This is a genomic window from Microbacterium sp. NPDC087589 (genome assembly GCF_044743635.1).
Taxonomy (GTDB): domain Bacteria; phylum Actinomycetota; class Actinomycetes; order Actinomycetales; family Microbacteriaceae; genus Microbacterium.
Genome location: NZ_JBIUWV010000006.1, coordinates 198,748 through 220,659, shown reverse-complemented (window position 1 = coordinate 220,659; position 21,912 = coordinate 198,748). Strand labels below are relative to the sequence as shown.

General features: G+C 65.9%; 23 protein-coding genes. 11 read left to right on the top strand and 12 right to left on the bottom strand.

Going from position 1 to position 21,912, the window contains the following annotated elements:
- Complete coding sequence (locus tag ACIOU8_RS14030; RefSeq protein ID WP_400790612.1) at window positions 1-1,737, bottom strand: ABC transporter ATP-binding protein; 1,737 nt, start codon at window positions 1,735-1,737, stop codon at window positions 1-3.
- Window positions 1,734-3,596, bottom strand: a complete 1,863-nt coding sequence (locus tag ACIOU8_RS14025) for an ABC transporter ATP-binding protein (RefSeq protein WP_400790610.1) — start codon at window positions 3,594-3,596, stop codon at window positions 1,734-1,736. The genes ACIOU8_RS14030 and ACIOU8_RS14025 overlap by 4 nt, the downstream gene beginning before the upstream one ends.
- Before the next feature lie 68 nt (window positions 3,597-3,664).
- Between ACIOU8_RS14025 and ACIOU8_RS14020 the strand changes: the two genes are divergently transcribed.
- From ACIOU8_RS14020 to ACIOU8_RS14010, 3 genes are all read left to right on the top strand, one after another.
- Window positions 3,665-4,363, top strand: coding sequence for a TetR/AcrR family transcriptional regulator (locus ACIOU8_RS14020; protein WP_400790608.1), 699 nt, complete (start codon window positions 3,665-3,667; stop codon window positions 4,361-4,363).
- Between the two features lie 97 nt (window positions 4,364-4,460).
- Entirely contained in the window at window positions 4,461-5,579 is a 1,119-nt protein-coding gene (locus ACIOU8_RS14015; RefSeq protein WP_400790606.1) for an NAD(P)/FAD-dependent oxidoreductase, read from the top strand.
- Window positions 5,567-6,571: an arsenic resistance protein gene (locus ACIOU8_RS14010; protein ID WP_400790604.1), complete on the top strand. Its 1,005-nt coding sequence runs from the start codon at window positions 5,567-5,569 to the stop codon at window positions 6,569-6,571. The genes ACIOU8_RS14015 and ACIOU8_RS14010 overlap by 13 nt, the downstream gene beginning before the upstream one ends.
- Here ACIOU8_RS14010 and ACIOU8_RS14005 read toward each other — a convergent pair.
- The 5 genes from ACIOU8_RS14005 to ACIOU8_RS13985 all read right to left on the bottom strand — a co-directional run bounded on the left by ACIOU8_RS14005 (window position 6,542) and on the right by ACIOU8_RS13985 (window position 11,340).
- Window positions 6,542-7,549, bottom strand: a complete 1,008-nt coding sequence (locus tag ACIOU8_RS14005) for a CobW family GTP-binding protein (protein WP_400790602.1) — start codon at window positions 7,547-7,549, stop codon at window positions 6,542-6,544. The genes ACIOU8_RS14010 and ACIOU8_RS14005 overlap by 30 nt on opposite strands.
- Before the next feature lie 8 nt (window positions 7,550-7,557).
- Window positions 7,558-8,349, bottom strand: coding sequence for an ABC transporter ATP-binding protein (locus tag ACIOU8_RS14000; protein WP_400790599.1), 792 nt, complete (start codon window positions 8,347-8,349; stop codon window positions 7,558-7,560).
- Window positions 8,346-9,449: a FecCD family ABC transporter permease gene (locus ACIOU8_RS13995; protein ID WP_400790596.1), complete on the bottom strand. Its 1,104-nt coding sequence runs from the start codon at window positions 9,447-9,449 to the stop codon at window positions 8,346-8,348. The genes ACIOU8_RS14000 and ACIOU8_RS13995 overlap by 4 nt, the downstream gene beginning before the upstream one ends.
- A 77-nt stretch (window positions 9,450-9,526) precedes the next feature.
- Window positions 9,527-10,312 (bottom strand): class I SAM-dependent methyltransferase, encoded by a 786-nt coding sequence (locus ACIOU8_RS13990; protein WP_400790594.1) that lies wholly within the window; start codon window positions 10,310-10,312, stop codon window positions 9,527-9,529.
- Complete coding sequence (locus tag ACIOU8_RS13985; RefSeq protein ID WP_400790591.1) at window positions 10,312-11,340, bottom strand: ABC transporter substrate-binding protein; 1,029 nt, start codon at window positions 11,338-11,340, stop codon at window positions 10,312-10,314. The genes ACIOU8_RS13990 and ACIOU8_RS13985 overlap by 1 nt, the downstream gene beginning before the upstream one ends.
- A gap of 717 nt (window positions 11,341-12,057) precedes the next feature.
- On the opposite strand from ACIOU8_RS13985, the gene ACIOU8_RS13980 reads away from it, so the two are divergent.
- The 7 genes from ACIOU8_RS13980 (at window position 12,058) to ACIOU8_RS13950 (ending at window position 16,436) form a co-directional block, all read left to right on the top strand.
- Window positions 12,058-12,810 (top strand): DDE-type integrase/transposase/recombinase, encoded by a 753-nt coding sequence (locus ACIOU8_RS13980; RefSeq protein ID WP_400790589.1) that lies wholly within the window; start codon window positions 12,058-12,060, stop codon window positions 12,808-12,810.
- Window positions 12,811-12,989: 179 nt separating this feature from the next.
- The gene (locus tag ACIOU8_RS13975) at window positions 12,990-13,349 is read left to right on the top strand and encodes a hypothetical protein (protein ID WP_400790587.1); all 360 of its coding nucleotides are present in this window, start codon (window positions 12,990-12,992) and stop codon (window positions 13,347-13,349) included.
- Between the two features lie 211 nt (window positions 13,350-13,560).
- Window positions 13,561-13,866, top strand: a complete 306-nt coding sequence (locus ACIOU8_RS13970) for a hypothetical protein (RefSeq protein WP_400790585.1) — start codon at window positions 13,561-13,563, stop codon at window positions 13,864-13,866.
- Window positions 13,867-13,960: 94 nt separating this feature from the next.
- The gene (locus ACIOU8_RS13965; protein WP_400341450.1) at window positions 13,961-14,341 is read left to right on the top strand and encodes a hypothetical protein; all 381 of its coding nucleotides are present in this window, start codon (window positions 13,961-13,963) and stop codon (window positions 14,339-14,341) included.
- Window positions 14,338-15,096 carry a hypothetical protein gene (locus ACIOU8_RS13960; RefSeq protein WP_400790581.1) on the top strand — a complete coding sequence of 253 codons (759 nt, stop codon included), beginning with the start codon at window positions 14,338-14,340 and terminating at the stop codon, window positions 15,094-15,096. The genes ACIOU8_RS13965 and ACIOU8_RS13960 overlap by 4 nt, the downstream gene beginning before the upstream one ends.
- Before the next feature lie 13 nt (window positions 15,097-15,109).
- Window positions 15,110-16,231, top strand: a complete 1,122-nt coding sequence (locus ACIOU8_RS13955; RefSeq protein WP_400790579.1) for a hypothetical protein — start codon at window positions 15,110-15,112, stop codon at window positions 16,229-16,231.
- A gap of 19 nt (window positions 16,232-16,250) precedes the next feature.
- Window positions 16,251-16,436: a hypothetical protein gene (locus tag ACIOU8_RS13950; RefSeq protein WP_400790577.1), complete on the top strand. Its 186-nt coding sequence runs from the start codon at window positions 16,251-16,253 to the stop codon at window positions 16,434-16,436.
- Between the two features lie 262 nt (window positions 16,437-16,698).
- On the opposite strand, the gene ACIOU8_RS13945 is transcribed toward ACIOU8_RS13950, so the two are convergent.
- Window positions 16,699-17,088, bottom strand: coding sequence for a hypothetical protein (locus tag ACIOU8_RS13945; RefSeq protein ID WP_400790575.1), 390 nt, complete (start codon window positions 17,086-17,088; stop codon window positions 16,699-16,701).
- A gap of 295 nt (window positions 17,089-17,383) precedes the next feature.
- On the bottom strand, window positions 17,384-17,884 hold the full coding sequence (locus ACIOU8_RS13940; protein WP_400790573.1) for an MFS transporter: 501 nt from the start codon (window positions 17,882-17,884) through the stop codon (window positions 17,384-17,386).
- 12 nt (window positions 17,885-17,896) lie between these two features.
- Between ACIOU8_RS13940 and ACIOU8_RS13935 the strand changes: the two genes are divergently transcribed.
- A complete protein-coding gene (locus ACIOU8_RS13935) occupies window positions 17,897-18,190 on the top strand; it encodes a UTRA domain-containing protein (protein WP_400790571.1) in 294 nt (97 codons plus the stop codon).
- A 145-nt stretch (window positions 18,191-18,335) separates the two neighbouring features.
- Here the strand turns inward: ACIOU8_RS13935 and ACIOU8_RS13930 are convergent, their stop codons facing one another.
- From ACIOU8_RS13930 to ACIOU8_RS13920, 3 genes are read right to left on the bottom strand one after another with little or no spacing between them, the layout of a single operon-like run.
- Window positions 18,336-19,319 (bottom strand): ribokinase, encoded by a 984-nt coding sequence (locus ACIOU8_RS13930; RefSeq protein ID WP_400790569.1) that lies wholly within the window; start codon window positions 19,317-19,319, stop codon window positions 18,336-18,338.
- On the bottom strand, window positions 19,316-20,854 hold the full coding sequence (locus ACIOU8_RS13925; protein WP_400790566.1) for an MFS transporter: 1,539 nt from the start codon (window positions 20,852-20,854) through the stop codon (window positions 19,316-19,318). Before ACIOU8_RS13925 ends, ACIOU8_RS13930 begins: the two co-directional genes overlap by 4 nt.
- Window positions 20,847-21,800, bottom strand: coding sequence for a nucleoside hydrolase (locus tag ACIOU8_RS13920; RefSeq protein WP_400790563.1), 954 nt, complete (start codon window positions 21,798-21,800; stop codon window positions 20,847-20,849). The genes ACIOU8_RS13925 and ACIOU8_RS13920 overlap by 8 nt, the downstream gene beginning before the upstream one ends.
- Window positions 21,801-21,912: the final 112 nt, after the last annotated feature.

Here is a 21,912-nt window from a genome sequence, read left to right as displayed (position 1 = left end):
TCAGTCGTGTGGGGCGAGCTGCCAACCGGCAGCGTCGACGCGCTCGGTCCAGTAGCGGGCGTACGCGCCGCCGGCGGCGAGCAACTGCGTGTGGGTTCCGGTCTCGCGAATGCCGCCCTCTCCGTCGAGCATGATGATGCGGTCGGCGGTCATGATCGTCTGCAGCCGGTGGGCGATGACGATCATCGTCCGGTCGGATCGAACAGCATCGATGGCCTCGCCGATCGCGATCTCGTTGCCGATGTCCAGCGCCGCGGTCGCTTCGTCCAGCAAGACGATCGGCGCATCCTTCAACAGCGCTCGCGCGATCGACACCCGTTGACGCTCACCGCCGGACAGGTTGGAACCGCCCTCCCCGACCCTGGCATCCCACCCGTCGGGAAGTCGTGCGGCGATCTCGTCGACCTTGGCGCGGGTCGCCGCGGCGATTGCTTCCTCCCGGCTGAGATCGGGATTGCCGATCCAGACGTTGTTCAGGATCGTGTCGTCGAACAGATAGACGTCCTGGAAAACGGGGGCGACCGCGGATTCGACCACGGCAGTGCCGAGATGCGGAAGCTGGACGCCACCGATCGACACGGTCCCCGCCTCGGGATCGTAGAAGCGGGCGACGAGCTTCGTGATCGTCGTCTTCCCTGAACCCGACGGCCCCACAAGCGCGGTCATACCACCGGCGGGAGCCGTGAACGAGATGTTTCGCAGCACCGGTGTGTCACCGCCGTAGCCGAAGGTCACGTCCGCGAACTCGATTCTCCAATCCGCTGGTTCGGCGGGCTCTGCCGGTTCCGGCAACGCGGTCACGGCGGCGAGCCGGTCAAGCTGGTCGAGGGTGGTGCGAGCGACGGCGACGCCACCCCCGAGATCGCCAGCGGCGACGATGGGCTCGTTGAAGCGCACACCGAGCACGAGCAGCGCGATGAGCGTTGCGATGTCGACGGTGCCGCCGACCGCGAGATACGCCCCGACGACGAGGAGCGATGTCAGGGAGAGCTGGACTATGCCCGCGAAGGTCGCGATACCGGCTCCGCCTGTGACGAGCAGTCCTCGGTAGGCGCGGTGCTGGTTCTGCAGGGCGTCGTCCACCAGCCGGTCTGCAATCGAGCCGTGTCCGGCGGTGCGCAGGGTGGGCTGTACGCGGGCGAACTCGATGACCCGGTTGGATGCGTCGTCCACGGCTTCCGCGTGGATCGCGTCGCCCCGGCCGATCGTTCCTCGCAACCACCGATACCCGATGATCAGGATAGGCACCATGAAGGTCATCGTCAGGGCGAGACGCCAGTCGAAGAAGTACATCCCGATCAGTACCGTGCCCGGAGTGATGAACCCGGTGAGGATCTGCCGCAGGATCGCATATGGCATGTTCGAGACGAACATCGCGCCCTGGGTTGCAATGCCGGAGATGAGGCCGGAGCGGTCCGCACCGAACCACGCCACCGGAAGCTCCACCAGCCGGTCGCCCAGCCGAGTGAGCAGGGAATCGAGCAACGCCGTGCTCGTTTTCATGCCGAACTGGCTGGCAACCCACGCCGCGAGCACATAACCGACTCCGACGACGGCGATCGCGATCAGCCAGGACGCCGCGGCAGCGGTGTCGCCGGCGAATAGCGCGCGCAGCAGAGGCACAAGCAGAAGGAACGCGAGGCCCTGGAGGATCGCAGCGGCAACGATGAACACCAACTCGGTGATGAGTAGACGGCGTGCGGTGGGTGATGAGTAACGCAGAAGTCGGCGGATCATGGCTGGACTCCTTCCGGGAGAGAGCGCGCGTGGCCGGCTTGATAGTCGGACCACATTCGAGCGAACCTTCCTTCGGCCGCGACAAGCTCGGCGTGCGTGCCACGCTCGACGATTCGGCCCTCTTCGAGCACGAGGATCTGGTCTGCGCCGGCGATTGTGTGCAGCCGGTGCGCGATCACCAGCACCGTGCGATCGGCGGCAAGAGTCGACAGTGCGCGTTGGATAGACGCCTCCGAATCGGGGTCAGCGAACGCGGTCGCCTCATCCAGCACGAGCACCGGCGTGTCAGCGAGCAGAGCCCGGGCGATGGTGACTCGCTGCGCCTCACCGCCGGAGAGATTCGCGTCCTCTCCGACAACGGAGTCGTATCCGCGATCGAACCGCCGGATCCGCTCGTGAATCTGTGCCGCCCGAGCCGCGTCCTCCACTTCCTCGTCAGTGGCCGCAGGGCGCGTGAGGCGGATATTGTCGCGCAGACTCGCCCGCAGCAACTGCACGTCCTGAAACACGAAACCGACCTGGCGGTACAGCTCGGTCGCGGTGATCCGCTGCACGTCGGCGTCTCCGATCGCAAGCGTGCCGTCCTGAGCGTCGTAGAAGCGCGGCACGAGCTTGGCAAGGCTCGATTTTCCGGAGCCGGACGCACCGACCAACGCGGTCACCGTGCCGGGCGCACACGCCGCGGTGATCTCATGCAGCACCTGGTGCTCACCGTCGTAACTGAAGGAGACGGCGTCGAACGCGACCTCGTGACCCTTCGGACTGAGCGGGGCATCTACGCGCGACACGGGATCGAGCGCAAAGAACTCAGACAGAGACTGCTGCGCTTTGGTCGCATTGCGCAGGAACTGCGCCGAAGATCCGAGCTTCATCAGCGGGCCAGTCAGCCCCAGCCCCAGCAGCAGGCCGGGCAGCACGTCGACCGGAGCCGCGGCGCCGGCACCTACCAGCCAGACGCCGACGGCGAGCAGCCAGACCAGCACCACCACCGGCGAGGTGATGATCTCGATGACCGTGAACATCACCGCCGTCTCACGTGTCCATTCGCCGACGAAGCGCACATACTTCTTGGTCTCGTCCCGATATCGCTGATGGCTGCGTCCGATGTGCCCGAATCGCTTGACCACGGCGATCCCCTGGACGAACTCAACAGTCGCCCCAGAAAGCGCCTCGGTTGACTCGTCGTACTGCCGGTACTTCTCCGCCCCGCCACGCATCAGCAGCGGGTAGAGGATCGCGGTGATCAACAGAGGAACCAGTGCCGCCACGGCTAACTGCCACTGCACCACGAACAGATAGGCGAGGCTGGCCACCGGGACCGTGACCGCGGTGACGACGTCGTGGATCGCGTGGGCGACGAGCTGGTGCAGCGCGACGACGTCGTTCTCCACGAGCTTCCGTACCGTCCCCGAGGTACGCCGGTCGAACCACCCCAACGGCAACTCCTGCAGATGACGCACGATTCGCTGTCGCAGCGTCAGTTGCAACTCGGCATCAGCGAAGTGGCTCACCAGACCAGACAGGAATGCCGAACCGAAACTCACGAACAACGCCACCACAGCAACGGCGACGATCATCCACACTCGGGCGGCGTCGACACTGCCGCCCGACAACGCCGGCAGCAACGTACGGGCGAGTTCGACGATCGCGATAAACGGAACGACACCGCTGAGCGCCCCGATCATACTCAGGACGACGATGCCAGCGAGACTCCTGCGCACCGGCGCGAAGAAGGACTCCTCCACCGTTCGAACGGTCCATTCGTGGCTCTGCTCGCCCATGCGCTTAACCTCCTGAAGCTTATTGAGAACCATTATCACATAGTAGTATGAACAGTGTTCTATTTGGCCCCAGCGCACAAGTAAGGCGAACCTAACTTCAACGGTCTGAGACTTATGGTCCAGTCCCTCAAGGAGACATCGTCGACATGACCGACCCCGCGCCTTTTCACGTCGGACTGACCCCTACTCTCGTCGTCGATTCAGCAGCGGACCTCACGCGCGAGTCGCATCTAATGAGCTGGTCGATCAGAGATCTCGCCCGCCGGCTCGGTGTGGCTCCGTCCGTGATCTACCATCACGTAGGCGGAAAGGATCTGCTGTGCAGGCGGGTCGTCGAGCGGATGCTCGAGCGGATTGAGCTACCCGCGCCGGAGTTGCCGTGGCAGGACTGGTTTCGGGGACTGCTGTGGTCTGCCGGACCTCGCGCCGCGGAGTATCCCGGCACGGCGAAGTGGATGCTCATGCACGGCCCCACGCTCCCCGCGGTACTGCCCATCCTCGACGCAGGAATATCCGCCCTGCAGCGCGCCGGTTTCGGAGGCCGCTCCGAGATCGCCTATGCGGTGCTGCTCAACAACGCCATGCTCACCATCTCGATCAGCGATGACCGTCTCCAGCACGAGGGCGACGGGCCGCGCGACCACGCGACCATGATGTCGGAATTTCAGGCGATATCCACGGCTTCGGCCGCGGTCCACAGAATGGGGCAGGAGTTCATCCGCCCCTTCGCTGATGGTGGTGATGCCGCCTCGCGAATGCGCTGGAACTACTACCGCGCAGTCGTGGACAGCACTGTCTCTGGTGTCGACGCCACGCTTCGACTTGGCGATCCGGCCGAAGCCTAGTCACCCCGCCGCTGCGGCAGGCCGAACGGGCGCGATTCGCTGCGGCGCAGGTTCTGCCGTAGCCTATTGAGAACGATTCTCAATAGATGGTGAGTTCATGTCTGCGAACCCGAAGATCCTTGATGCCCTCGTCGTGGGTGCTGGCCCGGCTGGCATCGGCACCGCCCTCGCGCTGGCTGCTGTGGAGAACTTGACCTTCGGAGTGCTTGAACGGGGCCAGATCGGGCAGACATTCATCGATTGGCCGACCGCACAGACTTTCCTCACCCCCTCGTTCACCGGCAACGGCTTCGGGGCCACTGACCTGAACGCGGTGCATCCGGAGACGTCGCCGGCCTTCAGTCTCGGTGTGGACTACCCGACCGGTCAGCAGTACGCGAAGTACCTGCGCGGCGTCGTAAAGCACTTCAGGGTGCCCGTGTTGGACAGGACAGAGGTTACCGCCGTGACCCGGAAGGCGGAGGGCTTCGAGATCGCGTGCCCGCGGGGCCCGGTACTTGCGCGTTCGTTGGTCTGGGCTGGTGGTGAGTTCCATCAACCACTGGATCCGCGACTCTCCGGCAGCGGCTTGAGCGACCGCGCGGCCGCAGCTGCGGCCTGGGAACCGCGCGAGGATCGCTCCGTGGTGATCGGGGGTTACGAGTCCGGGATCGACATCGCCTGCCACCACGTCGAAGGCGGCGCCAGTGTCACCGTCGTCGACGGAGCGACTCCTTGGGATGCCGGGGCGGGTTCCGACCCCTCCTTCCGACTCGCCCCTCGTTCACGGGCACGTCTCGCCAGGGCACTGAGCACGGGTCGGCTCGCGCTCGTCGGCGCGCACGCCAGCGGGATCAAGCGCGAGGGAACGAAGTGGGTGGTGAGCCTGGACAATGGATCCCGGCTACGCGTCGACTCCCGTCCGATCGTCGCGACGGGGTACGGACCGGGACTCGGCCCGGTCGAACATCTATTCGCGCCACGATCGGACGGCTGGCCGGAGCTCGATGAGGACGATCAGTCGACGATCACTCCAGGGTTGTTCTTGTCGGGGCCGGCAATCCGCCATGGCGGTCTGAAGTTCTGCTTCGTGTACAAGTTCCGACAGCGATTCGCCCACATCGCCCGCGTCATCGGCGAAAGGGCCGGAAAAGACACCGGCGCGCTCGATGCCTGGCGCGCTGCCGGCATGCTCACCGATGACCTCTCCTGCTGCGGGGTGGAATGCGCCTGCTGACGCCACCTCGGCGCGCCGGCGCCGCGACCGCCTTGTTCTTGGCCGCCATCCTCAGCGGGAGCCTGCTCGGGGTGGTGACGCCGGGGGCCGCGGAGAGCATCGGCGAGTTCGTGGATCCTCTGATCCTGCTACTCGTCGGCCTGCTGTTCTTCACCGTGCGACTTGACGGGCTGCCCACTCTGAGGCGCGCACCGCGAACCGTGCTGCTCGCCGTCGGGATGAACTTTCTGCTGATTCCGTTGGTCGCTGTCGTCCTGACCGTGCTGCTGCCGGACGACGCCCTGCGACTCGGTGTGCTGCTCTACTGCCTGGCTCCGTGCACCGACTGGTTCCTCGGATTCACGCGCCTCGCCGGCGGCGACACGGCGACCGGAGCGGCGCTCATCCCCCTGCAGTTGACTCTGCAGCTGGCCCTCTTCCCGGTTTGGCTCACTCTCCTCACCGGCCCGCAGACAGAGTCCACAGTTTCCGGCGTCGTAGGCCCGACTCTGCTTACCTGGTTCGTGCTGCCGGCCACCATCGGCCTCGGGCTGCGCCTCCTGCTGCAGCTCGCGCTGCCCGCCGCACGCCGGGAGCGGATCGTCGAAACGATGGATCGGGTCGTACCGTCGGTCATCGCAGCCGTGATCGTCACGATCTTCGCAGGCAACGTCGGCACTGTCCTAGCGGATCCTGGTTCCTTCGTGCGCGTATTGCTCGTGGTGTGCCTTTTCTTCACCATCACCTTTGCGCTCGGAGAAGGCATCGCCCACGTATTCCGACTCCGCCACCCCGAGCACGCGCTGCTGACGATGACCACCTCGGCGCGCAACGCTCCTCTGATGCTCGCTATGACGACGATCGCCCTCCCCGATCAGCCGGTCGTTCACGCGGCGATCATCCTGGGCATGCTCATCGAGTTCCCGCACCTCGCTGTGATCACGCAGGTGCTTCGACGCCGGCAGATGAGACGGACCGCAAGGTCAATCGCTGAGCCGACGGTATCGCCGTAGCCGGCGCAGCCCGGCCGCGTCCGGGCGGTCCGCTGACGTGGCGGCCAGCGCCCGCAGCCGTCGCTCAACAGCCGTGACGTCAAGACTCATGCCAATCGCCACGAGTTCCCCCACCTCGGGCGGCTCCGCCAACGGGGCGATATGGATCATCCGCCCGACCACGTTGACGACATAGCCGCGGTCCACCTTGGGCCCGAGCACCCGCACCCGACCCTTGATCCGGTACGCACCGGCGGGTGGTTGCTCGAACAGATCGATCAGGGCGCCCGGAGACACTGGTCGGGGCAGCGCGATGGAGGCGGCGCGGGCGTGCTCATGATCGTCATGTCCACAATTCTCCTCGCGAAGCAGCCGCGCGATCGGAAGCTGCTCCTCTGGATCCTCCATGGTCGCGGTGTCGAACACGAGCGCGGGGTCGACTCGCCCTTCCCGCGCGATGACCAGTTGCGCGGTGGGGTTGCGTGCCCGCACACGCTGTTCGATGAGCTTCACCCGATCTTCTCGCTCTTGCGAAGGCAGTAGGTCGGTCTTGCCGATCGCGACAACGGTCGCCGCTGCGTAACGCAACGGAGGGTCCGGCCAGGTGTCGACCGTCTGGAAGTGTGCGACCGCATCGATCACCTCCACGATGCCGCCAGGCCTGATCCGCTCGACACCGCTGAAGCGCAGCAGTCGCGCGAGGCTGACGGGATCGGCGGCACCGCTCGCCTCGACCACGATTGCGTCCAGTCGCAGCCGGGGATGCGCGAGCTTCTCCAGCGCCGCATCCAGCCCACCCGCATCGGGCAGGCAGCACAGGCAACCGCCGGAGATCGCCGCGGCCTCGTCGATCTGCCCGGTCACGAGCGCAGCGTCCACGTTGAGCGCGCCGAAGTCGTTCACGACAACGCCGAGCCTGGCGCCTGGGGTGCGCAATAGATGGTTGAGCAGGCTCGTCTTACCTGCACCGAGGTGTCCGGTGAGGGCGATGACCGGCACCCTCCCTGTCACCGCGCCGCCGCACGGCTCGCGATCGCGCCGAGGTACGTCGCCATCGGCGATCCGGTGTGGGGCGACGTCTCGACCACGGCGTCCACCTCGTACACTCCGCGGAGCAGTTCCGAGGTGAGGACGTCGGCAGGCGGCCCGGCCGCCCGGACTCCGCTGTCGTGGAGCACCACGACCCGGTCGCAGAACCGCGCGGCGAGGTTGAGGTCGTGCAGCGCCGTTATGACGGTCATGTCCAGCGACGAGAGCAGAGCGAGCACGTCGAGCTGGTATCGGATGTCGAGGTGGTTCGTGGGCTCGTCGAGCACGATCACGTCGGGATCCTGCGCAAGTGCACGTGCGAGCTGCGCGCGCTGCTGCTCGCCTCCCGACAGGCTGCGCCAGGTGCGTGAGCGGTACGGCCCCATACCCGTCAGCGCGAGTGCGCGTTCGATCGCCGCACGATCCTCGCGGTCCATGGCCGCGAACGTGCCGCGATGCGGCGTGCGCCCCAAGGCCGCGGTTTCCTGCACGGTGATGTCGTCATGCACTTCCGGGGATTGCTCGACGATCGCGAGGCGTCGGGCGACGGCTCGTCGCCTCAGAGTTCGAAGTTCCTGGCCGTCGAGGGTGACCGTGCCCGCATCCGGCTGGCGCAGGCCTGCGAGGATGCGCAGCAGCGAGGTCTTGCCGGCGCCGTTCGGGCCGAGGATGCCGAGCATCTCCCCCGAGCGGGCCTCGAGCGAGACACCGTCGAGGATCGCGGGTCCGCCCACCGACCAGACGATGCCGTGGGCCGTGAGCGCGGTCATCGCCTGGCCGCCTTGCGCAGCACCAGGGCGAAGACCGGTGCGCCGAGCAGCGCGGTGATGACGCCGACCGGCACCTCGTGCGGAGCGAACGCCGAGCGTGCGAACATGTCGACCCAGATGAGGAAGATCGCTCCTCCCAGCGCTGAAAGCGGCAGCAGCATCCGGTGCGCATGACCGGCGAGCAGGCGGACGATGTGCGGGACGAGGAGGCCGATGAACCCGATCGCCCCGGATGCCGCGACAGCTGCCGCAGTCATGAGCGCCGTGAGGATCATCAGCGCCACCCTCGCGCGGGTGACGTTGATACCGACCGAGGCGGCGGTGTCCCAGCCGAAGGTGAAGGCGTCGAGGGCCGGTGCGAACAGCAGGCAGGCGACGGCGCAGATCACGATGACGATGGATGCGACGATGAGCGGCTCCCATCGCGCGCCGCCGAGCGAGCCGAGCAGCCAGTAGGTGAAGCCCCTGGTGGAGTCGGCGTCGCCGTTGAGCATGAGCACGAGAGAAGTGACGGCTGAGAAGAACTGCGACACGAGCACGCCGGTGAGTACGACGCGGGCCGGGTTGGATACGCGGCCTCCTCCGATCAGCAGCAGCACGATCGTGAAGGCGACGATCGCGCCGGCGAACGCACCCGTCGAGAGGCTCACGGCGCCGGAGCCGAATCCGAGGATCATGACAGCGACGGCGCCGGTGGAGGCGCCGGACGAGACGCCCAGCAAGTACGGCTCGGCGAGAGGATTGCGGGTGATCGACTGCAGCACGGCGCCGGAGACCGCGAGCCCGAGTCCGACTGTCGCGGCGAGCAGCACCCGTGGCAGGCGTGATTCCCAGATCAGCGCGTCGATGAGCGGCGAGACGGGTGGCGCCGGGGCGAGTGCCTCGAGACCGAGGTGCCGGAGGACGATCCCGATGACATCGAGCGGTCCGATGCTCGCGGTGCCGACGAAGGTCGCCGCGATGATCGATGCGACGAGCGCCGCAGTGAAGAGGATGAGAACGGCCGACGACTGCAGCCGTTGGCGCACGCGGTCGTCGGAGGCCGGGGCCGCTGTCGCGCCGGAGGCCGGGTGAGTCGCCTCGCCGGCGGGGGCGGTCACGCCCGTTCCTGGTCGGGCTGCCACAGACGGATGCCGGGTCGTGCTGTCGATCGCGGCACACGTCTCGGTGACCTCGGTCATCGCCGCCCCAGGACGACGACGTCGTCGAAGTGGCGCCAGATGACGCCCGTCTCGGCGAAGCCGGCCGTGCGCAGCGCGCTGAGGTGCAGCTCGAGCGGTGCGTGCGGCGTCGGCGGGCGATCCGCGAACCGTCGGTCCCGCGCGGCTTTGCGCCCACCGAGTTCCGGCAGCGCGACGGCATCCGCCCACCATTCGTCCCAGGTCTGCACGCCCTGCGAGTGCGCGGCGTGCTGGGTTCGTTCGTCGTCAGCGGCGGAGAGTGCGCTGAGGAGGGGCTGGGCGGCCGGATCGAAGCGCAGATGATCGGCATCCATGAAGACGCCGTCGAGCGGCAGCAGTTCGCCGAGCGTGGCGTAGAGCGCGACGAGCTGCGCGGGCTCCAGCCAGTGCAGCGCCGTCGAGGAGACGGCGACGTGGGCCGCGCCTTCCGGCAATCCTGCGTCCCATCCGGGTGCTGCGAGGTCGGCGTCGAGAGCCGTGAATCGCTCGCCGTAGCGGGCGCCGAGCCAGGTGCCGGCGAGGGTGAGTAGGACGGGATCGTAGTCGATCCCGATCACTCGCGCGCGGGGGAATCGCTCGAGTATCCGCTGCGACAGGCTTCCGGGCCCGCAGGCGAGGTCGAGAGCGGTGAGTCCTGAGCCGTCGGGATCCAGGCCCGGCGCGGTCTCGCACACGTGGGCGATGACGTCGAGCATGATCTCGAAGCGCTGTTCGCGGTGGGTGATGTACGCGGACTGCTGGTCATCCCAGCGGCGGATGAGGTCTTCAATCCCGTCCGGCATCACTTCGCCTCCAGATCGACGAGCCCCTGAGCCACGGTCGGTAGCGCCTGGACACTGTGGATCGATGGGTCCATGTACTGGCCGGGGACGATGATGAAGCGGTCGTTGATGACGGCATCCATGGTCGAGGTCAGAGGATCGCTCTTGAGAAAGTCGATCTTCTCCTCGGCGGTGTCGCCGGGGTATCCGCGGGTGAGGTCACCGAGGATGATCACGTCGGGATCGCGCAGGGCGATCTCATCCCAGCTGACCTCGGGCCACTTCGTGTCGGCGTCACTGAAGAGGTTCTCGGCGCCGAGCATGTCGGTGACGGTCTGCGGCAAGCCGCCTGGACCGGCGACCGATGGCGTGGATGCGGATGCCGCTGTCGAGTAGAACCAGACGAGTTTCGGTGTGCCCTCGATCTGCTCCGCGATATCGAGCCCCTCGTCGACGGTCGCCTGCTGGGCCGCGACCACTTCTTCACCGTGCTCCGGAACGTCGAAGATCTGGGCGATGGTCTCGATCTCCTCGAAGAGCATGTCGAAGGTCGCCCCGCCTTCGACCGCGACGTGATAGGTGCAGTCGAACTCGCTGAGGTAGGTGGGCACGGCGAGGTCGTGCAGTTCGGTGCGTTCTCCCGCGTTCTCGGCGGTGAGGAAGGATGCGAAGGAGGAGTAGACGAAGTCTGGTTCGGCTTCGAGCAACGTCTCGAGCTTGAGGAGCCCGTCGGTCAGCAGCGGGATCTCGGCGTAGGCGTCAGCGATGTCTTCGCCGATCGGGTCGGTCTCGTACGAGGTGCCTGCCATGCGCTCTTCGAGCCCGAGCGCGATCATGATCTCGGTGGCGGACTGATTGAGCGAGACCGCGCGCTGCGGCGAGTGCTCGATCGTGACATCGGCGTCGCAGTTCTCGAGCGTGAGCGGGAAGCCAACGTCGGCGCCGGCATCCACACCGGCCGCATCGTTCGAAGCGGGGGCAGATGCCGCGCCGCACCCGGCAAGTCCCAGCGTCGCCGCAGCGATCGCACTAATGATAATGATTCTCACTCTCATGAGTCGAGCGTATCGCTTGAGACCGCTCCGCGGAAATCGGCTCAACTGCGCGCCCAAACCGCGCCACCGCGATTCGCGTGGGATTCAGGCAGACAGAAGGCGTCCGTAGGTCGATCGCGATTTCCGAGGCGCGCAGCTTCTCTCTGAGCGGAAAGTGGGCCGCGACCTGGCGTGCCCCGTTCAATCCTCGAGCAGATGGACATATGCACTCGTCGAGCACCCAACCCCCTAATCACCCAGGCGCTTGCCGACGGCCAACTCCGGGACCAAGTGCGAGCAGCCATCACCAAGGCAGCTGGAGCCACGGGCTGACGCCAATGCAAACCGTCCGCGACCTGAATCGGCTCGGCTTCACGAACATCGCATTTGCCCGCGTGCCGGTAGAAGAGGCCGTTCCGGCGACAACGACGGACCAAAGGCCTTGGCCCCCGAAGCGCGGCGTCATCCGTGGCGGCGACCGTAGCGATGGCGCCGGCCGCGCTGAGTCGATCAGCAGCTGCAATTCCGATTCCGCTCGCGTTACTGCTGCGTTACCGCTGTATACGGCGCACGCATGACGAAGGCCCCGCATCCCAGTGTTTCCAAGGGAATCGGGGCCTTCATGGTGGCGGTGACGGTGGTGTCTGGTTTCAGGACATCGTGAACGGGTGTCTCGGGACATCGTGAACGGCTGGTCTGGTGGAGTGGTGGTGTCTCAGGACATCGTGAACGGTGGCCAAGTACGAGATCCTCATCAAAGCCGTGACGATCCAGAAGCTCTCCTACGGCGAGGTGGCCGCGCGATACGGCGTCTCCAAAACGCTGGTCCACAAGCTCCATCACCGGTGGCTCGTCGAAGGCGACGCCGCGTACGAGCCTCGCTCGCGGCGTCCCCGCTCGTCACCCACTCGAACGCCCGACCGAATCCGCGAACGAGTCCTCGCACTGCGAGATGAACTCATCGCCCTCGGCGTCGATGCCGGGGCGGACACGATCAGCGAGCACCTGGCCCGTGAACGCATCTCCCTGTCCCGGGTGACGATCTGGCGGATCCTCACCGCAGCGGGCAAGGTCAGCCCGCAACCACAGAAGCGTCCCCGCTCGTCCTGGCGCCGATTCACCGCCGACCGCCCCAACGAGCTCTGGCAATCCGACTTCACCCACGTGTCCCTCAGCACCGGCGCGGACGTCGAAGTGATCGGCTGGATCGACGATCATTCCCGTTATCTGCTGCATCTCAGCGCCCACCCGCGCATCACCGGACACACCGTCACTGACACGTTTACCGCGTCAGCCCACGAGCACGGGTATCCCGCCGCAACGCTCACCGATAACGGCATGGTCTACACCACCCGCCTCGCCCGCGGAGGCAGAGGGCGCGGCGACGGAGCCGGCAACGCGTTCGAAACTCTCCTCGCCACCCTGGGCATCATCCAAAAGAACGCAGAGGCATCCCCTCGAGCTTCACCTCGGCCTCAGCTGTGATCGCCGTTCCGGTATTTCGATACATCGGCATGACGCTAACCACGTGGTCGACGTTCACCCACATCGACGGCTTCTTGCCAAGCGGGTCGGGTAGCTCGAGCAGCTGCATGCCCCTCACCGTACAGACTCACCTGATGCCTGGCTATTCGCCGCCGGCACTCCGACCCGAAGGAGCGCTCATGCCCATCACTCGTATTCCGAACACCCCCTCACCTGAGGAGCTCGCGGAGATCGTGCGCATGCTGCCGCCGGACGGCGTGTGCCGAACGTGCGGTCGCTGGCGGTGTGCGTCGTGCGGCGCCCAGCGCAGCATCCGCAATCGCTTCTCCCCACGCCCCCACCAGTGCGCGTCGTGCAAGAGCCTCGACGGCGAGATGCTGCCCTCCCGGCACCGCGACCCCGTCGACCACTTCATCGGGTTCATCTCGATGTCGGTGGACGACGAGTGCTCGCTCCGACACCCAGTAGCGGCGCCGATCCCAGAGGCTGCTCGTCAGCTCATCGACTCACTTCGCGAGGTGACCAATGCCCTCTCGTGACGTCATAGTCCTGAGTGACCTTCGATCAGACAGGAACGCCATGTCCCGGAAACCCCTCGCCCTGACCGCCCTGACCCTGGGTGCCGCACTGGCTCTCAGCGGGTGCGCTGCGCAATCTCGGTCCACCTTCGACTACCTCCAGGGATCATGGGAATGCACCGGTACAGAGCCCACGGCCACCGGCGGGGGCGTGGCACCCTTCACCATGCACGTGAAGGACGAAGCCTTCTCCTTCGAAACCGAGAGCGAGTTCTTGACCGGGTTCTTCGACTGGATATCTCCGCTATCAATCGACGAGGAGGAAGGCCTCGTAACAGGCCCCGACTTCGCTGTGCAGCTTCCTGCCACCAAGCCCGAGGACGAAGGCTTCGTTTCGATGCCAATGACTGCCCCGAGCGGTGAAGCGGGGACGGCTGAGCTGCGGGCAACGGTCGATGGGTCCAGCTTCAACGTGACAATGAATGAGGTGTCCGACGGCGACGTCATCTGGGACGCCGGCACCTGCACGCGGCAGTAGCCCGGTTCAGCCACGACGGGTATCCAGTCGACACCGGTAATGGATGGGTGTAATTAGGGTGGCTTAGCGGGTAGATCAGAGGTATCCTAAAGTCATGGAAACCCTGACCCCCACCACAGCGCACAGCCGCACGATGCGGATGGACATCCACGACATCGTGCGCGAGCTCAACGCGGCCCTCGGCCCGACGCTCGTTGCTGGGCTCGCGGGTTCCAAGGACCGCAAGCTCCCGATCCGCTGGGCCAAGGCTGACGGTCCCGAGCCGCGCTCGGACGCGTCGAACCGTCTGACGTTCGCTCACCGTCAGTGGAGTCTCCTGTCTGCAGCTGACGGTGATCACGTCGCCCGCCAGTGGTTCATCGGTGGAAACCCGCACCTGCGGGAAGACACCCCGATCACTGCGATCCGCGAGGGTCGTCATGGTGAGGTCGCTGACGCGGTCGAGTCGTTCATCGCCGGGACCGCCGACGCGTGACGACTGCGCGGACCTGCTCTGTCACCGGCCTCCGACTCATCTCGGACCCCGGCGCCTACGGCTTCCACATCGGGAAGAACGACTACCCCGCGCTGTCTGGCGCGCCCCGTGACGCTGCTGCGAAGTGGCGTCAGGCCTGGGGCCGCTACGACGTGCCCGGTCAGACCTTCTACGTCGCCGAGACAAGCGCTGCGGCCTATGCCGAGGTGCTCTCCGGCTTCAAGCGCGCCAACGGCGCGACAGACACGCTCACGAAGGATGCCGAGTTCGCCGGGGTCTCCCTCGAGGAGTACATCGAGGAGATCGCTCGCGAGTGGTCGGAGCGCGACTTCATGGGTCTCGGCGCCATCCCCGCCGGCTGGCGATACGACCGCGGGCTCATCCCCGTTGTACTCCCCGATCCCGGCTGGCTCGTCGACGTCGAGCACCCCGATTCCATCTCCGCCATCGAGGGTGCGATCGGGCCGCTGCTGGCGAGCTTCAACGTCACCCACCTGACCACCGGCACGCTCCGCAGCGAGAAGCGTCACGTCACCACCCGCATCGCCGAGCACCTGCACGGCCTCACTCTCGACACCGGCACCACTCCGCTCGGAGTGCACTTCGGCAGTAAGCACGGCGCCGCCTGGTGCAAGGCGATATGGCTGGATCATCCCGAAGCCCGCGATGTGCTCACTCTGGCCGCAGAGCCGATCCTCGTCACCGACGACGACCTGAAGACCGCGGCGGATCGCTTCCGCATCCGCGTCTTCTGAGCGGCGCTCCCGCATGCACCTCGAGATCACCGTCACACCCCGCGAGACACTCGTGTGGGCTCAGTCGTCCAAGGGGGCGCAGGAGGTGCGTCGCGAGCTCGAAGAGTCCGGCTATCTCGTGCGCGACGCTGACCCGTTCGAGCTGACCAGCGCCGGCCTCATACCCGAAGGTGAGCACCTCGAGTTCGATCCTGAACGGATATTCAACGTCGGCATCGGTCCCAACGCGAATGCGTCCCTGCATGCGCTGACGGACTCCGGTCACCTGCTCATCTGGCACCACTGGCAGACGCGTCTCGCCCGGAAGATATGGGGCGTCAACATCGCGATACCGCGCAAGCGTCGGCCTCGTGCTGACGGCATCGAGAGAGCCACGCACTTCGGCACCAAGGTGCGCAGTAACGTCGGTCTCGGCCTGAAGATGTCACGCGACACATACGCCACGATCAACAAGCGATCCTCGATGCCTCGCGGGTCCCGGGATGCCAACCCGGAGGCATGGGACCGGCAGAGTCGCTACTTCGACGACGACGAGCACCGCATCCTCACCGACGAGTGGTGCGAAGCGCACCAGGCCGACGTGCTGGCGAACTTCGACATGAACATGGCCCATTTCGCTTCGCTCGACCCGGTCGAGTTCGAAGCCACTCTGCAGCTGGCGCTCGACGGTCACCCGGACATGGTCGAGGTGACAGATCTCACTGAATGGGTTGGCGTGCCTGGGGTCTACATCATGGTGCTCGACGAGTACCGGCAGGTCTACGTCGGCGAGTCATCCGAGTCCGCAGGGATCGCCAAGCGCATACGCCAGCACTGGACCAACCAGAAAGAGTTCGACCGCCTCATCTGGGGCGGCGTGACGACATCGATCCTGTCGATCGACAGCTTCCGCGCCCTGGACACCACGCGCATCTTCGCCATGATGACCACGGACTACTTCGATGAGGAGATCTCTGTCCTCGACCAGTTCCCGCCGAAGTTCGCGCTCAACCGCATCATCGGTGGGCGCGATGCCGCGCGCTTCGCAGGACTTCTCGGCGTCGACGCTGTCATGCGCACGCGCGAGATCGACCCCGCGCGGGATGTAGAACCGACGGGAACGTCAGACCTGAATCCTGATATCGCGACCACCTGAGCACCTGAACGGAGACACCGTGACCGACCCAGAAGACCAGGCGCGTCTCGCACGTCTCCAGGAGATCCGAGATGGTATGGAGACACTTCGGATCGAGGCTCTCGCCGAACGCGGAGGAAAGACCTTCACGACCGAAGAGACGCTCGAGTTGATCCGGCGACATGATGATGCCGCAGACACGGTGGGGAGACTGGGTCCCGAGTGACTGGAGCCGGATCCGGCAGTCCTGGGGAGTGCCCAGTCATACGTCGACGCAGACGTGACGATCGACGAGTTGATCGAGCAGGCGAAGCGGCGCGCCAGCACGGGGTCATAAGCCATGGCGGGTCCGCACTGCTTATGACCCCCGATCCGACTTCCGCGGAATCTCGCGGATTTCGTGCGCTCCGCTGCGCTCGGTTGCTGGGGCACTCCGATCAGAGACCCCCAGCAACCGAGCGCACCTGAGCGGCTCGCGGCTCTCGTGTCTACTCCGCCGGCTTCCAGTACACGCTCGGCGAGAGCTGCTCGAATCCATCGGGTGTCGTTCCCGTGTCACCTGTGAACCAGAACGAGGGTCCATCCAGAACGTTCACCCGAGCGGGGAGCGAGTCCCCGCACAGGCCCTGACTCTCGTCGTCTTCTGGGACGGCCACGAAGCGATACGAGGTCACATCATCGACCTCAACGGACCGACCGATGAACACTCGCCAGCCCTCCTCCTCGCCCGCGAAGCGAACGGTGGACTCGTCCAGCTGCAAACCGCCGACCTCATCCACCTCCGCAGGCAGGGCGTCTTCCGCGTTCGCGGTTTCGCTCAATTCCGGGGTGCGGTCCGGTTGCGCGACGCAGCCGGCGAGCAACCCGATCATCAGCACTGACGCTCCGAACAGCACAGGCCTCTTCATGCGATCCATCAAAGCCGATATCGGCACTGAATGCCCCAGGTTGTCCCTGGTGTCGGGGAACTGTACTTCCACTGGCAGTACGACTGGGTGGTCATCGTGGCGTGAGTAACCTGCGCATGCCTGTACGCCTGCTGTGATCCGACGCCGAGAGGTTTCATGTTCACCGTCGAAGCGTATCGGTCAGCCTCCGGACGACCTCGCTACTTTGCAGACGCTCGAACCCTCGCGATCCCGCTCGAGCACTGCTCAGACGCCAGATACCTACTCAGCCCCATCTCACTTCAACGTCTGGCCCATTGGCCGCGATAAGACCCCCAATCCGGACTATCAGCGCGAACCCCGTCCCCACGGGAGCACGACGACATCCCCACGCCACCCGGAAGCAGGCATCGAACAAAGTCTTTATCGTCGATGCAACGCCTCCAGGCGCATTGGTGGGGCCTCTGATGCGGGCCCAACTCAGCTCCAGCGAGTGCGGAATCTCCTCGAGTCGCGCGAGCGTGTGACCGCGCGTCTCGGGGACCGCGGTCGCTACTAACCAGATGGCGAACACTCCGACTGCGGCGAAGGCGAGGAACGTTCCGAAGCCGAGGGCTGCGACAGGGGGGGAGACCAGCTGGATGATGGCGTTGACGACCCACAGGACGAACGGGCTCGCTCCGACCATGAGACCGCGCATCTTCAGCGAGAAGATCGCGGCAATCATCAGGAACGTCCCGGGTGCGGTTGTTCCCTGCATGAACGCGATGAACACGAGGATCAGCACCCTCGAGACGATGTGTCCCTACCAGTTGCTGCGCATGCGCGGCGTCACGATGCGCGTCGCGAAGCAGAGGATCGAGCGCGCGCCGCCACGACACGGGAAAGCGAGCTTCGGAGCCTTCCGAAGAACGCGGCACTGTTGACGATGTCGCGCACGGCGTTCGACAACTCGGGGCGGGCCGTGGAATACGGCCACCACGCCTACTCCCCCCGATCGCTACTCGTTCGAGATCACGCTCGTCGACAAGTAAAGCGGAGAGGTCGCACTGACAGGATCGCCTCGGAGCCGGGGTCAGGCCCCGCCACCTGAAACGCGAGGGCGACGCGCTGCAGATCGCTGAAGCTGCGTGTTACACCAGGGCGCGAGTTCAGACAGGAACACGTGGCCTCCGGGGACGCCATGACCTCGCACGTAAACGGCTCAGTCCATCGCGATGCTCCATGAGTCAACCCGATCAGTGGCCGAGTAGGTCTCTCAGCTCGGACCGATCCGCATAGCTCCGCTGTGCTCCCCTTCGAGTTGCAGCTACGGCAGCCGTCACGGTCGCCATGCGACAGGCGTCGACGAGGGAAGCCCCTGAAGCCAGCGCCGCCAGTATCGCGCCGAAGAACGAGTCCCCACACCCGGTCGTGTCGACAGGAGTGATCGATATGGCGCGAATCGGCGTAGCGACGTGACCGTCGAGGACCAACGCTCCCCGCCCTCCTAGAGTCACCACTGCGCGCGCAACACCGACGACGGCGAGGCGCACGGCGACGCTTTCTTGCACGAAATGGTCGGAGAGCAGCCCGTCGACGTCGACGGGCTCTCCGAGCAGATCCGACAGTTCGGTCTCATTCACCACCAGGACGTCGACCAGTTGGAGCAGTTCGGCGGGAACCTCGCGAAACGGCGAGAGATTCAGGAGGACTTGCGAGTGGTGTTCAGATGCGAGGCGCGCGGCAGCGAGCACCCCGCTCAGCGGGGCCTCGAGACACAGCCCGACTACGACCGCGTCGCGGATCACGATCGCACGAGTGTCGACGAAGTACTCGTCGACGGCGTCGTTCGCACCTGCACTCACCACGATCGTGTTCTCACCGTAATCGTCGACCGTGATGACCGCAGTACCCGAAGCTTCGGCGATGCGGTCGAGGTGGGTGATGTCGACGCCGGACTCGATCAGCGACGCCTCGAGAAGGTCGCCGTAGGCGTCTTGACCGATAGCCCCGAGGAACGCCACCGCCGCGCCGAGCAACGACGCCTGAGCAGCCTGGTTTGCAGACTTCCCTCCGGGGAGGACATCGACTGGCGCTCCTGCAACAGTCTCACCCGGTCGGGGCAGCGTGGACGTGCGTACGGTGATGTCGGCGTTAGCGGAGCCGATGATCGCGACGCTGCCCGAAACGCGATTCAAGATATCGATGACCGGCGGCGCCGTGACTGTTGACCTACTCATCGCGGAGTTCTCCTTAACTTGAGGGTTAATGGCGGTGGTGGGGCGAACGCCGCAGACATGCGCCTCACCGAGCGCTGTCGGAGCTGAGCGCCCGCCGGAGTGCGCGGGATCAGCGTGCTGGCGAGGAAAGCCAGCACGAGGATCCCCGCACCGGTGAGGATGCCGGCGGCGTAGCCGGCTCCAGTGTCGTCCGGCCCGCCGAACACCGTCTGCACGAGTGGGAGGACGACGAACGACAGCCCGGCACCCAGGTTGAACGCCCCCGCGTTCAGGCCGGGCAGGTAGCCCGGGTTGTCTTCAGGTGACAGCACCACGCAAAGGCCGTTGAGCATGATGTTCACCATGCCCGCATAGGCGATGCCGACGAAGATCGACGCTCCGGCGAGCAGCACGAGGTTGTCGGTACCCACCAGCGTCAGTGTGAGCGCAACACCCGCGATGCTCGTGATCAGTCCGATCTGAAGTACGCGCTTGTACCCGAACCGGCCGGCGAGGTAGCCCGACAGCGGCCCCATCGCGAGGCCGGCGAGGGCGTACGGGGTCAGCGTGACGAACGGGGCGATCGACGCCGAGAGGCCGGCCCCCGCATCTGCGTCCTGCGCGATCGCGGGGACGATCTGGTTCATCACCGCGAACACCCCGGTTAACGTCAGCAGTGTGGTGAGGAGCAGACCCCACGTGCTGCGCTGCTTGAGGTAGACCGTGGTGACCAGGGGATGCTCGAGCCGCGACTCGACGTGCCAGAACAGGAGGAACGCTGCCACGGCCACGACGAGAAGAACACCGATGAGCACCGGGTTGGCGTCTCCCAGGGCGGCGAGCTGATCGAAGGCCAGGTAGAGAGCACCGACAGCGATGACGAGCAGAAGCGCCCCTCGCCAGTCCATCGGAGGCGGGTCGACCACTGTGGACTCATTGGTCATGAACCGCAGCGCGGCGGCGGCGATGAGCGCGACGACCGCCATGACCCAGAAGATCGCCTCGAAACCGAAGTTTTCCGCCAGCCACCCGCCGGCGATCGCGTCCACTCCGGCGATGCCCCCGTTGACCGAGGTGATCACTCCGAGCAGGGTCGCGTAGCGGCGGGGGTTCGTGACGTGAGTGCGCAGGAGGATCAGGCACATCACGACCGTGGGACCGGCGACGCCCTGGATGATCCGTCCGACGAACAGCCAGGCGACGTTGGGAGCGATCGCGCTGACGACGCAGCCGACGGCCGTCACGACGAGCATCACGGTGAGCACTCTGCGGCGCCCGCGGAGGTCCGCCAGACGCGGCAGGAACAGCGAGAACACCGCCGCCGACGCGAAGAACGCGGTCTGGGTAAGCCCGATCTGCGCGGTCGTCGCGTCGAGGTCGGTCTCCATGCCCTTGAGCGCGGGCGACAGCATCGACGCGTTGAGCTGGAACGCGAAGCACGCGAGGAGGAGCGCCACCATGAGCGCCGCCGTGCTCGTGTGGGCGATCGTGACGATCTGCCGCGACACGATCACCTCCGTGTTCGGCTTCAGCGTTTCATCCCGCTGATCAGCCATTCGCGGCTGCCTTGCCGAGGCGCTCGATCGCGTCGATCGTCAGGTCCCAGAAGCGGTCGGCGTCGAGGGTCAGCCCCGCCCGCGTGTTGCAGTCGGCCGGGATGTGCGCGGGGCGCAGCTCCGTGACCGTCATTCCGAGCGTGTAGTCGCCGTGGATCTCGACGCGGATGGGGGCGCGGACGGTGCCCACGATGCTCGGGTCGATGACACGGGCGACGGCAACCGGGTCGTGCACCGGTGGGAACTCGAAGCCCTGCGCGTCGCGGTACGCCTCCTGGAAGAAGCCGAACAGCCCGAGGACGAACTCAGACAGCGGCGTGTTCAGCGCCTTGATCCGCGCGACGACCTCGTCGGTCGCGAGGGCCTGGTGCGTGACGTCGAGACCGATCATGGTGACCTCCCACGGCGCGTCGAACACGATGTGCGCGGCCTCGGGGTCGATCTTGATGTTGAACTCCGCGACGGCGGACCAGTTGCCCACGTGGACGCCCCCGCCCATGAGCACGACCTCCTTCACGCGTTCGATGATGCGTGGCTCCTTGCGCATGGCCATCGCGATGTTCGTCAGCGGGCCGGTGGGGACGAGCGTGATCGTCTTCGGCTCCGCCTCCATGATCGTGTCGATGATGAGGTCGACGCCGTGGCGTCGGTCGAGCTCCATGATCGGCTCGGGCAGGACGACACCGTCGAGGCCGGACTCTCCGTGCACGTCGGCGTCCTCGCCCTCGCGGATGAGGGGTCGCACGCATCCCGCGGCGACCGGGACGCCTGTGATGCCGGCGATGGTGAGGATGCCGAGGGTGTTCTTCGTCGTCTTCTCGAGGACCGCGTTCCCTCCGACCGTCGTCACCGCGACGAGGTCGATATCGGGGTTGCCGTGCGCGAGCATCAGCGCGATCGCGTCGTCGTGGCCGGGGTCGCAGTCGAGGATGATCTTCTGAGCCATGGGGTGTTTCTCTCCTTCGAGGGTGTCGTGACCGGTTCCGTCGCGACAGCGGGATGGACGTCGCAGATGCCGACGCGATAGGCCAGCGTAATCGATTACGCATTGGCCGTAT

Bases quoted from the DNA above. Each gene is read 5' to 3' on its own strand.
- ACIOU8_RS14030 (WP_400790612.1), bottom strand. From the start codon at position 1,737: ATGATCCGCCGACTTCTGCGTTACTCATCACCCACCGCACGCCGTCTA.
- ACIOU8_RS14020 (WP_400790608.1), top strand. From the start codon at position 3,665: ATGACCGACCCCGCGCCTTTTCACGTCGGACTGACCCCTACTCTCGTC.
- ACIOU8_RS14015 (WP_400790606.1), top strand. From the start codon at position 4,461: ATGTCTGCGAACCCGAAGATCCTTGATGCCCTCGTCGTGGGTGCTGGC.
- ACIOU8_RS14010 (WP_400790604.1), top strand. From the start codon at position 5,567: ATGCGCCTGCTGACGCCACCTCGGCGCGCCGGCGCCGCGACCGCCTTG.
- ACIOU8_RS14000 (WP_400790599.1), bottom strand. From the start codon at position 8,349: ATGACCGCGCTCACGGCCCACGGCATCGTCTGGTCGGTGGGCGGACCC.
- ACIOU8_RS13990 (WP_400790594.1), bottom strand. From the start codon at position 10,312: ATGCCGGACGGGATTGAAGACCTCATCCGCCGCTGGGATGACCAGCAG.
- ACIOU8_RS13975 (WP_400790587.1), top strand. From the start codon at position 12,990: ATGCCCATCACTCGTATTCCGAACACCCCCTCACCTGAGGAGCTCGCG.
- ACIOU8_RS13965 (WP_400341450.1), top strand. From the start codon at position 13,961: ATGGAAACCCTGACCCCCACCACAGCGCACAGCCGCACGATGCGGATG.
- ACIOU8_RS13955 (WP_400790579.1), top strand. From the start codon at position 15,110: ATGCACCTCGAGATCACCGTCACACCCCGCGAGACACTCGTGTGGGCT.
- ACIOU8_RS13930 (WP_400790569.1), bottom strand. From the start codon at position 19,319: ATGAGTAGGTCAACAGTCACGGCGCCGCCGGTCATCGATATCTTGAAT.
- ACIOU8_RS13925 (WP_400790566.1), bottom strand. From the start codon at position 20,854: ATGGCTGATCAGCGGGATGAAACGCTGAAGCCGAACACGGAGGTGATC.
- ACIOU8_RS13920 (WP_400790563.1), bottom strand. From the start codon at position 21,800: ATGGCTCAGAAGATCATCCTCGACTGCGACCCCGGCCACGACGACGCG.